Source organism: Nostoc sp. NMS8, assembly GCF_017115045.1.
GTDB lineage: Bacteria > Cyanobacteriota > Cyanobacteriia > Cyanobacteriales > Nostocaceae > Nostoc.
Genome location: NZ_JABXKK010000123.1, coordinates 1 through 12661, shown reverse-complemented (window position 1 = coordinate 12661; position 12661 = coordinate 1). Strand labels below are relative to the sequence as shown.

Sequence of the window (12661 nt, the reverse complement as noted above, 5' to 3'; positions counted from 1 at the left end):
ATCAAAACCTACGCTCTTATGGCGTTATTGCTGCTTAATTTTGTCCGAAGTATTGTAGTTAGAGAGATACGATAAATTGCCGTCTCTACTACCGTCGTGATGCTTGTTTAATCATAAATTGCATCAGGGAATCCATTAGCCCATCACTGGCAAATTTACGAAATGTTACTAAAAATGTTGCCCCACTTCCTGCTGCATAACGTGCCTTGGGTTTTTTCGCTTTGAGAGCTTTTGAGATTGTGTCTGCAATGACTTCGGGTTTAGATGCAAGTTTCTCGTCACTGGTGAAAGCTAATAACTTTGCTCCAGTTTGAGCCGCTGTTGCGTAGGCAGTGTTACCTGATGTCTGCAATAATTTTTCAACTGCGATCGCTCCCCACTCTGTCAGAGTCGCTCCTGGTTCCACAATAATCACATCAATCCCAAAGGGCTTAAGTTCCAGACGCAGACAATCACTCAATCCTTCAACAGCAAATTTAGTTGAGTGATACCAACTACCCAAAGGCTCATAAATCTTACCTCCTATTGATGTAATATTTACAATCTTCCCAAAGGAATTTTTTCGCATATAGGGAAGCACTAACTGAGTTAGTCTTGCCAGTCCAAAGACATTTACTTCAAATTGATATTTAGCTTCCTCAATAGAAACATCTTCTAATGCTCCATAGGAGCCATAGCCGGCATTATTAATTAAAATGTCGATTCTGCCTGATTCACGAATAATAAAATCTACTGCTGACTTCATCGACTCGTCTTGAGTAACATCCAATTCTAGAACTTTTGCACCTTTAGCACCTAAAGTTTGCAATTTGTCAATGCGTCGTGCAGATGCGTAGACTAAATAACCATCATCAAGAAGTTTTTCGGCTGTAGCCTTGCCAATTCCGCTAGAAGCACCTGTAATCAGAACTATTTTGTTCATCATTAACTTCCAGAAATTCAAATATTGTTATATATAAGCTATTGTAAACTGTAGAGTATGCTTTATACTCAAGCGAGACTTGAACGGTTAATTTGTGACAATTACAAACCGCAGATCCCCGATTGATTGCAAATAATTCAGCATTATATGAGTATTTTTACAGCAAAAAATCAAAAAGTAAATCATTTTTGAAAATTATGCTAGGCTAACATTTAGAGAAGCTAAGAATAGGAAAAGCATTAACAGGTTTTATTTCTTACGGGAACAAGATATGTGAGAGGAGTTGGCTGTTTTACCTGAAAGTGTTAGTGCATCAGTTACGATTCTTTGTAACTATTTGGAGAACGTAAAAAGTCTCCAAATAGGGAATTTACTAGCTGTTAAAGCTTATGTGGTGTGTTGTTTACAACTCAGCTTTCTCACAGAATATGTTGTAATTGCCCTTATTTAGTAGGGTTTTTAAACTCAGTTAACTCAGCAATCAGCACGGGTTAGCCCCGCTATGCTAACAAAATTCACCACTCTTCATCCCTTTTGTATTAATCTTCAGCACGAGGCAAAGACATGAAAAATACCCAAGGAACAATCAAAGAATTACTCAACGATACAGCTTGTGTACATAACCAAAAAAAACTGCATGAGAACAAAAAACTGTCTTGCAATAAAGCAGCACAACCAGGTGCAACTCAAGGGAATTGTCCTTTTGATGGGGCGATGGTTTCTGTGGGAGCAATTACTGATGCGGCTCATTTAGTGCATGGGCCTGTTGCTTGTACTCATAACCCTTGGGCAACTCATGGTAGCTTTTCATCAGGTTCTCAACTACACCAAATTGGTTTTACTACTAACTTTAGTGAAAATAATGTTATTTTTGGTGGTGAAAAGAAGCTATACAAAGCTATTCTTGAAGTTGTTGAACGCTACAATCCTGCGGCTGTATTTGTCTACGCCACCTGTGTTACTGCTTTGATTGGTGACGATATAGATAGCGTCTGTAAAACGGCTGCAAAGAAAATTGGTATTCCGGTTATATATGTAGATGCACCGGGATTTTTAGGTAGTAAAAATTTCGGGAACCGCATCGGTAATGAAACTTTATTAAAATATGTAATCGGAACGGCTGAACCAGAATCTACCACACCATTCGATATCAATATTGTTGGTGAATACAACGTTGCCGGTGAATTGTGGAATGTTTTACCACTGTTCAAGAGATTGGGTATACGCGTTCTCTCCAAAATTACAGGTGATGCTCGCTATGAAGAAGTTTGCTATGCTCATCGTGCCAAATTGAATGTAGTAATTTGCTCGAATGTAGCAGTGCAAATGGCACTCTCAATGCAAGAAGATTATGGAATTCCTTATATTGAAGAATCTTTCTATGGCGTGGAAAACCTCAATCATTGCTTGCGAAATGTTGCAGCAACATTAGGCGATAAATCTCTGCAAGAACGCACAGAATGGTTGATTGCAGAAGAAACAGCAGCCTTAGATATTGCCCTAGCTCCCTACCGTTCTCAATTAAAAGGTAAGCGGATTATTCTTGCTAGCGGTGGTGTCAAAAGTTGGTCACTTATTTTAGCAGCCAAAGACTTGGAAATGGAAGTTATTGCTACTACTGACAAAAAGAGTACAGAAGAAGAGAAAGCCAAAATTAAGCAATTGCTTGGTGAAGATGGCGTGGTTTTAGCCGATGGAACTCCCCCGACATTATTAAAGGTACTCAAGAATACAAAAGCTGATGTGTTGATTGCTGGCGCTGGCAATCAATATACAGGACTGAAAGCACAAATTCCTTTTTTGGATATTAACCATGAACGTCATCATGCTTACGCTGGTTATGCGGGGTTAGTGGAAATGGCACGGGAATTGCATGAAGCTTTATATAGTCCTGTGTGGGAGCAAGTCAGAAAACCTGCTCCTTGGGATGAAAAAATTAGCTGTGGGGTATAAAAGAGCTATTGGGTTGCATTGTGCAATTTTTATCTATTAGATACCCTTAGTAGGGGCAATTTATGAATTGCCCCTACCTGAAAATTATGATTTTGGTTATTGTTTGCGTAAGCTCTAGTTTTAACCAGTATGGTGCATCAGTGCGATCGCTTTGAATCGAGGGCTTTTTGGGCACTTTCAATGCCGACGACAGGTAGAGTGCTGGCATCAAGCAAACCAATTTGAACTAGCACGGAAGCTTGATTCCAGTATATGTGTTCGTGAGGTAACTTTCCGTCTATAAATCAAACGATCACAACTAAGGTTTAGTTTAACACGTTTACCAGTGGGAGCAATACCGGATAGATTATTATGCGTCATCCTTGATTTTTATACCAAACTTAGAGACTCTTCGTGCATTTAGTGGGCTTTGTTTTCCAATTTTGATCAAGGCCTCGGTAGCATTATTAGAGATAACTTTTAGGTTTTCAGAAGCATTTGCTATCCGAGCAAACTGAAGAGAAACATCAATCCAAGATGATAATTGGTCTCCATTTTTACTTGTAAATATTTTATAGAAGTCATCCGCTGTTAGAGAGGAAAGTATCTCTATATCGCTTTGGCTCCATCCATTTTTACCTACCAAACTATCAAGAACTTCTTCTGGACTTATATAATCTTTTTTGCAAAAAAATCAATTCCTGTATCTGCTGGATGATAAGCATTAGGCGCACCATCAGCATTAATGCTCATACCTGATTCATAAAAAATTGCAGATTCTCCATCTGCTTGTTTAATAGCAATTCTACCAATTTCAATCAGAGTATTAATAGAAAAAATTGTAATTTTACTAAGAAGTTTTTGAGATACAAAACCTTCTAAAATTTCCCCTTCGAGAATAGTTGTAACCTTAAACCACTTATCATCATTAGAATTTACGATTTTAGATACAATGTGTGATTTCGGAAGAACCCCAATTAGATTAGTATCGTTAACAATGGGTGCTGAACGTATATTTAAAGTATCTGATGTTACCTTATATTGCTGCATAGATGACTCCAAATTTAAAAATTTAACTTATGAAACTAAATTTTAAAAAGCAAATTTAGTAATGTCATTTGCTATGATGTTGCTGCTTTCTCTCCGAAAGAGAGCTACCCTTACTTTATTAATGGTATCAATTTAGTAGGGTAAGTTGTCACTTATGTAACACACTACATCAATAATGTATCCTAAAAACTACACGCGATCGCCTGAATAGATACACTACATAAAATTTCCGCGTTAAAAATCCCCCAAACCTTATTCAAATAAAGGTTTGGGGGATTTTAGATTTTACAGATTTTATGCAGCTAGGCGATCGCGCCAACTCCAACTTCTACACCAAATTTACTGAACCTGTATATCTTTTGATAATTCCCAAAGAACCACTACATGAACTAATTAGCGTATCATTTCCTACCTGGCTGAAGCTGGCATTTAAACCACTGACGTTCAAGCGATCGTTGCTACCAAAGCCATAAATAGTAGCAAAGCCACTACTTCCCAAAATTATTGTATCTGTATCTTTCCCTTGATCCAAGTAGACTGTATCATTCCCCCCGCCTCTTATATCAATAGATGAACCAAACAGGTTTGTATCTTTACTTAAAGAATTTGGCAAACAAACCGTTTCTCCTCGCAGATTGATTACATCATTTCCATTTCCACCATAGATAGTGTCATCACCTGAACCAGCAAAAATTAAGTCATCACCTGAGCCAGACTTAATAGTGCTGTTTGTATCGTTTGTAATAATTGTGTTATTGCCATTACCTGCAAAAATTGTTGCAGAACTTGAGTTAGAGATTCCAGCAGCAAGAATAAAATCATCACCGCTACCGGTTTGAATTGTGGTTTCGCCATAGGGAACAACAGCAATCTGATTATCACCATTTCCAGCTTTGATACTCTGGTTATATGATGGTAATTTCGCGTCAAAAATATAAGTCAATATTGAAGCATCACTGCTAATAACATCATTTCCTGAGCCTGTATTGATATTGGCATCCCCACTTCCCAACAAAATTAAGTTATTACCCTTTCCGGCATTAATGGTTCGGTTGGCAAATCCACTTAAATAGAAAATATCATCGCCCGATCCTGCTAAAGCAACCAATTTAGAAGTTGGCTCTATACCAATAATTTTGCCATCAGTATCGAATCGATAATTTCCACCATAATCGTCCAAAAAGTTGTTTCCACTGCCCAAATAAATTGTGTAATTGCCCGATCCTAAACTGACGTAATCATCTCCTGCTCCAGTCCGAACAATTGCATCAATCTCATTAGAATTACAAGGCAATGGAGTAGTTTGCAAAACCTGACCACTAAAAATGCTAGAATCAAAATTAAAAATTGAGTCTAGCTTTCTCCCTAGTAAGACAACATCGTTGCCATTTCCCGTAGTCACAACATTTTTGTTACCTTCTACAATCAACCAGTCTGGATTAGCAGTACCTAAAACTTTTTGGTTATTATCTGAAATAACTTGTTCAGTATAATTAATTCCACGAAAAAATTGTGTTGTCATCAATATTTCCTTTATAGATAAATCCAGTTCAATTAAGACAAAAAATGATGTAGATGAGCTATTATTCTGAAAAAATATATAAAATCCGGTGAATCTCAAAAAAATCTTTCTCTGAATTATAAATTACACTTTACAAACATCTTTAAAGATATTTACCTTGTTCCCAGTCTGCAATTAGAAATACCTATTGGCGTGGCAAGGCTAAAATGTTGCAAAAAAAATTGTAGGTTGGGGAGTCACTGCGTTGCGCTCCATCTAACTTACGTCTGTATACACTGTAGCTTTTTAGGCTACGGTGTACACACAAGTCTGAAATAGCTGATTAACTAAGGTTTTACCCCACCCTAACCCTCCTCTTGCAAAGGGGAGGGAAATAGATTTCTTTTTTCCCACCTTTCCAAGGGGGGTAACTTGACTTGTGTGTACACCGTAGCCTCTTAAGAGAAAGGTCAATATATTGCATCGAAAGGAGAACCGCTATATGGTAGTGTGTTGCACTTTGCGACAAAGCACTTCAATAGTGTCTTTGACTTGAAAAAATTTAAACAAAGGTGAATATGTGGACATCTTGGGAACTATAGAAGTAAATAAAATTAGCAGAGCTTCCAACTTCCAGCAATGAAGATCCACTATCTCCGCAAAGGCAAAGCATTCCGGTTACAGATTGTTCTTGTTATTCCCTTCCTGATCCAAATTTTTGGAGCAGTAAGTTTAGTGGGTTATTTGTCCTTTAAAAATGGGCAAAGAGCAGTTAACGATCTAGCAGAACAGTTGATAGATCGCAATACTGAGGTAGTGGATGAACACTTAAAGTCTTATCTTTCCATTCCGCAAACCCTTAATCAGATCAATGCAGACGCTATCCATAGGGGACTCTTGAATGTACGCGATCGCCAGACCCTTGGCAAGTATTTCTGGGATCAGATGCAGGCTTATAACCTGACTTATATTGGTATCGGACTAACAACGGGTGAGGGGCTGGGGGCCGCTCGTTATGATGGCAAGACGATCACCATTGATGATTGGACTGCCAAACTTGCCAATAATACTGTCACTTATGCCACAGATAATCAAGGTAATCGAACTCAGGTGAATACTCGATGGACTTGGAACAATTTCAGTGAACCTTGGTATACCCAACCCATCGCCGCAGGGAAACCTATTTGGGCAAAGATTGTGACTACAAATTTTCCAACTGGCCCCTACATCAGTGCCTCTGCTAGTCGTCCAATTTATGATTCGCAAAATCGCTTATTAGGAATGATTGCAGCAGATATTCATCTGCTAAAACTCAGCGATTTTTTACGCAGTTTGGATATTAGTCAGTCTGGGCGGGTGTTCCTTTTGGAGCGCGATGGCACGTTAATCGCCAGTTCTGGTACAGAGAAACCTTTTCTCCTCGCCAATCAAGAAATCCGGCGATTGCGGGCGATCGACAGTTCTGATCCAATCATCCAGAACATCGCCAGAAATCTCCAAACCTCTGGGTTTGAGTCTATCAAGAAAGATACAGATTTTCAACTTCAGGTACAAGGAAAACGGTATTTTGTCGATGTTTTACCTTGGCGTGACAAGTATGGCTTGAATTGGCTGATGGTTGTCAGTGTGCCAGAAAACACATTTATGGGGCAAATTAACGCCAACACACGTACCACAATCGCACTTTGTTTGGGTGCATTAGGCATTGCCTCAGTAATGGGTGTGTTTACTTCCCGTTGGATTGTAGACCCCATTCTGCGGCTGAATCGGGCAAGTGAGGCAATGGCATCTGGTAATTTAGCTCAAACAGTAGAAACTAGCGCCATTCAAGAACTTAATACCCTGTCTAACTCTTTCAACTATATGGCAGGACAATTGCACGAATCGTTTACTGCTTTAGAGAAAAGCAAAGAAGAACTAGAAGATCGGGTAGAAGAACGCACTACTGAACTCAAAAATGCCTTAGGAGAATTGCGGCGTACTCAATCTCAAGTTATTCAAAGTGAAAAAATGTCTAGTCTGGGACAACTAGTCGCTGGAGTCGCACACGAAATTAATAATCCAGTCAACTTTATTCATGGCAACCTCGCCCATGTACAGGAATATACCCAAGATTTATTAGCATTTGTGCAATTGTATCAGCAGTATAATCCCAATCCGGCGGCTGAAATTCAAACCGTTGCCGAAGACATCGATTTGGAGTTTTTACAAGAAGATTTGCCAAAAATGTTGTCTTCTATGAAGGTGGGAACCGAGCGCATTCGCCAAATTGTACTATCTCTGCGTAACTTTTCACGTATCGACGAAGCAGAATTCAAAAATGTTGATATTCATGAGGGCATCGACAGTACCTTGATGATTTTGCAACATCGCCTCAAAGCTAAACCAGAACAACCTGAAATTGAGGTGATCAAAGACTACGGTACTGTACCTTTAGTAGAATGCTATGCTGGGCAACTCAATCAGGTATTTATGAATATTTTAGTGAATGCGATTGATGCTTTGGAAGAAAATAATACTAAGTATACTTATCAGGAAATCAATGATAATCCCAGTCGAATTAAGATTCGCACATCGGTAGTTAATTCCAGATGGGTAGAAATAGCGATCGCTGATAATGGAGTTGGTATTTCTCAAGAATTTCAGCAACGAATATTCGATCCCTTTTTTACCACCAAACCCGTGGGTAAAGGAACCGGAATGGGTATGTCCATCAGCTACCAAATCATCACAGAAAAACATGGCGGTAAATTGGAGTGCTTCTCAACTGCTGGAGAAGGAACCGAGTTTATCATTCAAATTCCTCTCTGCTTGAAAGTTCATGAAATGGTTTAACGAATTAGGAATTATTTTAATTATGCATAGCCTTGACCGAATAGAAATACAATTGTCAAGTCATCTAAGTAGTAGTAGAATACACAAGGTTTGGGCGTTAACACACCAGCAGTTGAACAGATACTTAAAAGAAGTAGTCTAAAAAATCTATGCAAATACATCAGGTAATTGAAACCTACGATCGGGCAGCAGTGGATTATGACGCAATTTTAAAGCGTTATTGGCACATCGAACGCGAACCCCTAATTGCTTCCTTGCAGCTGAAGCCCGGACAAACCGTCCTGGATGCAGCAGTAGGAACTGGTCTTAATCTTCCAGCCTATCCTGAAGGTGTGCATGTCGTTGGTGTCGATCTTTCTCATAAGATGATGGATGAAGCACGTAAAAAGCACGTATCCGCAGACATCACCTTCAAGGTATCGGATCTCTGCAATCTGGATTTTCCTGATAATAGTTTTGATGCCGCAGCGTCGGGATTTACCCTCTGTGTCGTTAGCGATCCAGTGCGCGTTCTTGCAGAGATTTTACGAGTTACTAAGCCTGGTGCATTGATTGCCATTCTCGATTACAGCAAATCGCAAGATCCAGAAGTTCAAAAATGGCAAGAGTTAATATCTGATGCTGCTTCACAGCTAGGCTTCCCAACTGGCAAGATCAAGTGGGATGCTTTGATGGATTATGACGAATTAATTTACAACAGTCAGCTGACCATTGAAGTACTTGCAGACGATCGCATAGAAAGTCCAAACCCGTTCTCGTGTGGTTGTCAATTACTGCTGAAAAACTCAAAAAGTTAAAAACAACAGGATCGCAGTCTAGTGAAGTCAGTGCGATCGCATTACAGCTATTTTCAGGTAAATAGACCACGCGGTAGGGTCACAGCAATGCTCGTTGGTGTCAACTTAAGCTGGAAATAGCTTATCTGTTGGCTTCCATGCCCGCCCGGAAATAAATTTTCGGGCTAATAGCTTAAGTCTACTGAAGTAGACTGGAGATTTTTAGTCATCTAAAGATGACTATAGCTATTATACGGGAATTTCAATTCCCGGCGGACAAGCGGTTTCGCGTTAAGTTAACACGTATGAGCAATGCTGTACCCTTACGACAAATGTGATTCAAATACATGAAAACTGCTGTAAGGTATACATTTTATAGGTAAACTCTAATTATGCCAATTGTTTAGCATGGAATAGCTCTAATGTCAATTGATGAAGTTAAAAACCAACAAAATAATGATCTAGCTCAACCCGCTACAGGCTTAATAGAAAGCCTAGTAAAGACAAAAGACAAGAAAAAATCTAAGAAATCCAAACGAATTTTTGATGGTAGCACTGAAGTTTTTGCAAAAAAAATTCCCAAAAAGACTTTTGAGACTGAACTAGAGCGACTCCAGGTTGAACTAGTCAAAATGCAATACTGGATTAAGCACGTCGGCTATCGGGTTGTCGTCATATTTGAAGGGCGCGATGCTGCCGGCAAAGGAGGAGTAATTAAACGCATTGCCGATCCACTCAATCCTCGTGGCTGTCGTGTAGTCGCTCTGGGAACCCCTTCTGATCGCGAGAAAACTCAGTGGTATTTTCAGCGTTACGTACAACATCTGCCGACAGCGGGCGAAATCGTCCTTTTCGATCGCAGTTGGTACAACCGAGCCGGAGTTGAACAAGTGATGGGTTTTTGTACCGAAGCAGAATATCAAGAATTCATGCAATCTTGCCCAGAATTTGAACGAATGCTAGTGCGATCGGGCATTGTTTTAATCAAGTACTGGTTCTCCGTCAGTGATGAAGAACAAGAAAAACGCTTTCTTTCTCGCAGTCACGATCCAGCAAGGCGCTGGAAACTCAGCCCTATGGATTTGGAATCACGCGATCGCTGGGTAGAATATTCCAAAGCCAAAGATACCATGTTTGCTTACACGAATATTCCCGAAGCTCCCTGGTTTACTATTGAAGCAAATGATAAAAGACGGGCGCGGCTCAACTGCATTCATCATTTATTGAGCAAAGTTCCTTACGAAGATATGACGCCTCCTCCCTTAGAGCTTCCATCTAGACCCGTGGCTGAGGATTATGTTCGCGCCCCCCGCAATGAGCAGTTTTTTGTGCCTCAAGTATATTAAGCAACATCACTGTTGTATTGTAGCTTCTCGTTAATGATTGAATATAGCGAGAAGCCGAAAGGTTTGTGCAAACGTTATTTATGGGTGTTGCATAGACAATGACTCCTGTGGAGAATCCGAATTTTGATAATAAATTCTTCTCGCAACACTTTTTACAGCGAATTGCAATCAAACATGCCACAAATAAAAGCAATACTGGGCTTTGTTTTATGATTTATTTTCGTGGCGGGTTTGATCGGAAACTGCTGTAAGTCAGACAATCCCCCGCAAAGCTTTAGTACAATTCTAAGCAATGCAGACTTGGATTATTCAAAAACTCCTGAATTATCTCTACCCCAGAACGAAGTAGAGATTCAACTTGTTTTGTTGGTACATTTCCGCAGCGTAGCCATACAACTTTAGGTGGAGAACCGTACAAACGGCTTCTTTCGGCAAAGTCTACATCTTGAGTTACGATACAAAAGTCATTGGTTTTAGCAAATTCCCATATTGAAGTATCAGTGTTAACTTCCAGTCCATGAAACTGAACATGACTGGAATCAGGGAAAACGTCTGCTAATTGAGTTACCAGCTTGCGACTCAAATTTTGATCAAAAAGCAGCTTCAAATACCACCTGCCGTCCGCGTAACGTTTGGTAGAGAGGCAACTAAACGATGTTCACGGTCAGCAGCAAACTCTAGACTTGCCTTAATATCTTCTTCTGTTAATTCAGGGAAATCGTCTAATATCTCCCCATGAGACATACCACCTGCCAACCAGCCGAGAACATCGTACACGGTAATTCGCATCCGTCTAATACAAGGCTTACCACCTCGCTTGTCCGGTTCAATTGTAATAATATCGTGATAGCTCATGGTGATTATAAACTGCATAGCATCTTTCTAAGTCTAAAACAGCTTTACATCGTGCTGCAAGGGTTCGCTGTTCGCCTAGTTTATTGCTGAGTCAGGGCGATCGCTCGTAAAAGCAATTAAATCATCTTTATTATATTACCTTCATTTGCTAGCTAGAATACTACGAATTCCAAGTAGTAGTCAGTTCTTGGTTAGAGCATCAGAGTTTCGTAGTGGCTCTTACGGAAACTGGGATAGTATACTTGTATTATAGTTACTCTAATTAATATATGGTACAGGTAAAGCTTTCCCTTGAAGGTGAAGAAACTGATACTGCCGCTGAAAAACTGTTTGAAACCACTGGTCTACAAGGTAGTTGGGAGATAGCGACAAATTCTGTGCCTACCAAAGAAAGTACTTTGGCAGTGATAGGTACTGTGGTCGGGATTGTAGGAGGTACAGTTGCAGTCGCAGAACAAATCCGTAAATGGATCAGGAACACAAACGATCTAATAAGAAGTTTGATGTAGTACTTGTAACTGACGATGTGCGAGTAGTTTTAGAGAATGCCACCATTGAAGATATCTGTGCAGTCTTAGAAGAGTTGGAGAGTTAATGTGCAGACGCTTTACATCAAATTAGTACCGCTTGAAAAGCAGTTTGTAGAATTGCGTTATTCAGTGGGACATCCAGCAAGATATGAAACACAACAGCTTGATGTATCGTCAATTGAAAACTTAATTCAGAAGGCAAAAGGTAGCTACTACATGCTGATGCCTGATTTAAAAGGAATTGGGTATCAATTATTTTGTTGGTTGGATGGAACTGGCAGGTGGCTAAGTCGAGCAATTAATAATTGTACAGAGGAAGGGTTAATTCTGGCGCTAGATGTGCGTGAACGATTAGGGTATCTGCCTTGGGAGACATTGCATAATGGAGAGCAATTTTTAATAGAAGGTGTTAATCCAGTTGTTGTACCAATACGTTGGGTTGATCGTTCTGTTCAAGATTCAGAGGATACCCAGCAACGTCCTTTACGGATTTTATTCATGGCAACATCGCCAGAGGATGTAGCACCAACACTCGATTTTGAGCGGGAAGAGGCTCAAATTTTGACAGCAACAAGAGATATTCCTCTCGATTTACGAGTGGAAGAAAGTGGTTGTATTGCAGAACTAAGCAAACTCTGGGGACGTTATCGTGAACCATTCGACGTTTTTCACCTAACAGGACATGCATCTATTAAGAATGAGCAATCGTTTTTTATTACAGAAACTGAAACTGGGGAACTCCATGCTGCTTACGCATCAGAGATTGCTTCAGCTTTGAGATTTCGCATACCACAGCTAGTGTTTTTATCAGGCTGCCGAACAGGTGAAGCGGCGAGTGATGGTGCAGTATCTTCTTTAGGGGACTTCCAAAGAATAAATTATTCCAAGAAAAACAAGAGACAGGTTTTCTCAAG

General features: G+C 39.9%; 12 protein-coding genes. 6 read left to right on the top strand and 6 right to left on the bottom strand.

The window, feature by feature from the left end; genetic code table 11:
* Positions 1-88: 88 nt before the first annotated feature.
* Complete coding sequence (locus HWQ39_RS33410) at positions 89-925, bottom strand: oxidoreductase (RefSeq protein ID WP_292854396.1); 837 nt, start codon at positions 923-925, stop codon at positions 89-91.
* A gap of 561 nt (positions 926-1486) precedes the next feature.
* On the opposite strand from HWQ39_RS33410, the gene nifE reads away from it, so the two are divergent.
* Entirely contained in the window at positions 1487-2875 is a 1389-nt protein-coding gene (nifE, locus tag HWQ39_RS33405; RefSeq protein WP_292854394.1) for a nitrogenase iron-molybdenum cofactor biosynthesis protein NifE, read from the top strand.
* A gap of 349 nt (positions 2876-3224) precedes the next feature.
* On the opposite strand, the gene HWQ39_RS33400 is transcribed toward nifE, so the two are convergent.
* The 3 genes from HWQ39_RS33400 to HWQ39_RS33390 all read right to left on the bottom strand — a co-directional run bounded on the left by HWQ39_RS33400 (position 3225) and on the right by HWQ39_RS33390 (position 5426).
* A complete protein-coding gene (locus HWQ39_RS33400) occupies positions 3225-3500 on the bottom strand; it encodes a hypothetical protein (RefSeq protein WP_292854391.1) in 276 nt (91 codons plus the stop codon).
* 23 nt (positions 3501-3523) lie between these two features.
* The gene (locus HWQ39_RS33395; protein ID WP_292854389.1) at positions 3524-3904 is read right to left on the bottom strand and encodes an SH3 domain-containing protein; all 381 of its coding nucleotides are present in this window, start codon (positions 3902-3904) and stop codon (positions 3524-3526) included.
* 328 nt (positions 3905-4232) lie between these two features.
* Positions 4233-5426, bottom strand: coding sequence for a calcium-binding protein (locus tag HWQ39_RS33390; RefSeq protein ID WP_292854386.1), 1194 nt, complete (start codon positions 5424-5426; stop codon positions 4233-4235).
* Between the two features lie 618 nt (positions 5427-6044).
* Between HWQ39_RS33390 and HWQ39_RS33385 the strand changes: the two genes are divergently transcribed.
* The 3 genes from HWQ39_RS33385 to ppk2 all read left to right on the top strand — a co-directional run bounded on the left by HWQ39_RS33385 (position 6045) and on the right by ppk2 (position 10362).
* Positions 6045-8240, top strand: coding sequence for an ATP-binding protein (locus HWQ39_RS33385; RefSeq protein WP_292854383.1), 2196 nt, complete (start codon positions 6045-6047; stop codon positions 8238-8240).
* 149 nt (positions 8241-8389) lie between these two features.
* Entirely contained in the window at positions 8390-9037 is a 648-nt protein-coding gene (locus HWQ39_RS33380; protein WP_292854381.1) for a methyltransferase domain-containing protein, read from the top strand.
* A 401-nt stretch (positions 9038-9438) separates the two neighbouring features.
* Positions 9439-10362: a polyphosphate kinase 2 gene (gene ppk2 / locus HWQ39_RS33375; RefSeq protein ID WP_292854378.1), complete on the top strand. Its 924-nt coding sequence runs from the start codon at positions 9439-9441 to the stop codon at positions 10360-10362.
* Positions 10363-10636: 274 nt separating this feature from the next.
* Here the strand turns inward: ppk2 and HWQ39_RS33370 are convergent, their stop codons facing one another.
* The gene (locus HWQ39_RS33370) at positions 10637-10969 is read right to left on the bottom strand and encodes a DUF5615 family PIN-like protein (RefSeq protein WP_292854375.1); all 333 of its coding nucleotides are present in this window, start codon (positions 10967-10969) and stop codon (positions 10637-10639) included.
* A complete protein-coding gene (locus HWQ39_RS33365) occupies positions 10966-11217 on the bottom strand; it encodes a DUF433 domain-containing protein (protein ID WP_292854399.1) in 252 nt (83 codons plus the stop codon). Before HWQ39_RS33365 ends, HWQ39_RS33370 begins: the two co-directional genes overlap by 4 nt.
* Positions 11218-11486: 269 nt before the next feature.
* On the opposite strand from HWQ39_RS33365, the gene HWQ39_RS33360 reads away from it, so the two are divergent.
* Both HWQ39_RS33360 and HWQ39_RS33355 read left to right on the top strand, forming a co-directional pair.
* Entirely contained in the window at positions 11487-11726 is a 240-nt protein-coding gene (locus tag HWQ39_RS33360) for a hypothetical protein (protein ID WP_292854373.1), read from the top strand.
* Between the two features lie 87 nt (positions 11727-11813).
* The coding region (locus HWQ39_RS33355) for a CHAT domain-containing protein (RefSeq protein WP_292854370.1) at positions 11814-12661 on the top strand (848 nt) is incomplete at its 3' end.

Excerpts from the sequence above, each read along its gene's own strand:
- nifE (WP_292854394.1), top strand. The coding sequence starts at position 1,487 with ATGAAAAATACCCAAGGAACAATCAAAGAATTACTCAACGATACAGCT.
- ppk2 (WP_292854378.1), top strand. The coding sequence starts at position 9,439 with ATGTCAATTGATGAAGTTAAAAACCAACAAAATAATGATCTAGCTCAA.
- HWQ39_RS33360 (WP_292854373.1), top strand. The coding sequence starts at position 11,487 with ATGGTACAGGTAAAGCTTTCCCTTGAAGGTGAAGAAACTGATACTGCC.
- HWQ39_RS33380 (WP_292854381.1), top strand. The coding sequence starts at position 8,390 with ATGCAAATACATCAGGTAATTGAAACCTACGATCGGGCAGCAGTGGAT.
- HWQ39_RS33385 (WP_292854383.1), top strand. The coding sequence starts at position 6,045 with ATGAAGATCCACTATCTCCGCAAAGGCAAAGCATTCCGGTTACAGATT.
- HWQ39_RS33395 (WP_292854389.1), bottom strand. The coding sequence starts at position 3,904 with ATGCAGCAATATAAGGTAACATCAGATACTTTAAATATACGTTCAGCA.
- HWQ39_RS33365 (WP_292854399.1), bottom strand. The coding sequence starts at position 11,217 with ATGAGCTATCACGATATTATTACAATTGAACCGGACAAGCGAGGTGGT.
- HWQ39_RS33410 (WP_292854396.1), bottom strand. The coding sequence starts at position 925 with ATGATGAACAAAATAGTTCTGATTACAGGTGCTTCTAGCGGAATTGGC.
- HWQ39_RS33390 (WP_292854386.1), bottom strand. The coding sequence starts at position 5,426 with ATGACAACACAATTTTTTCGTGGAATTAATTATACTGAACAAGTTATT.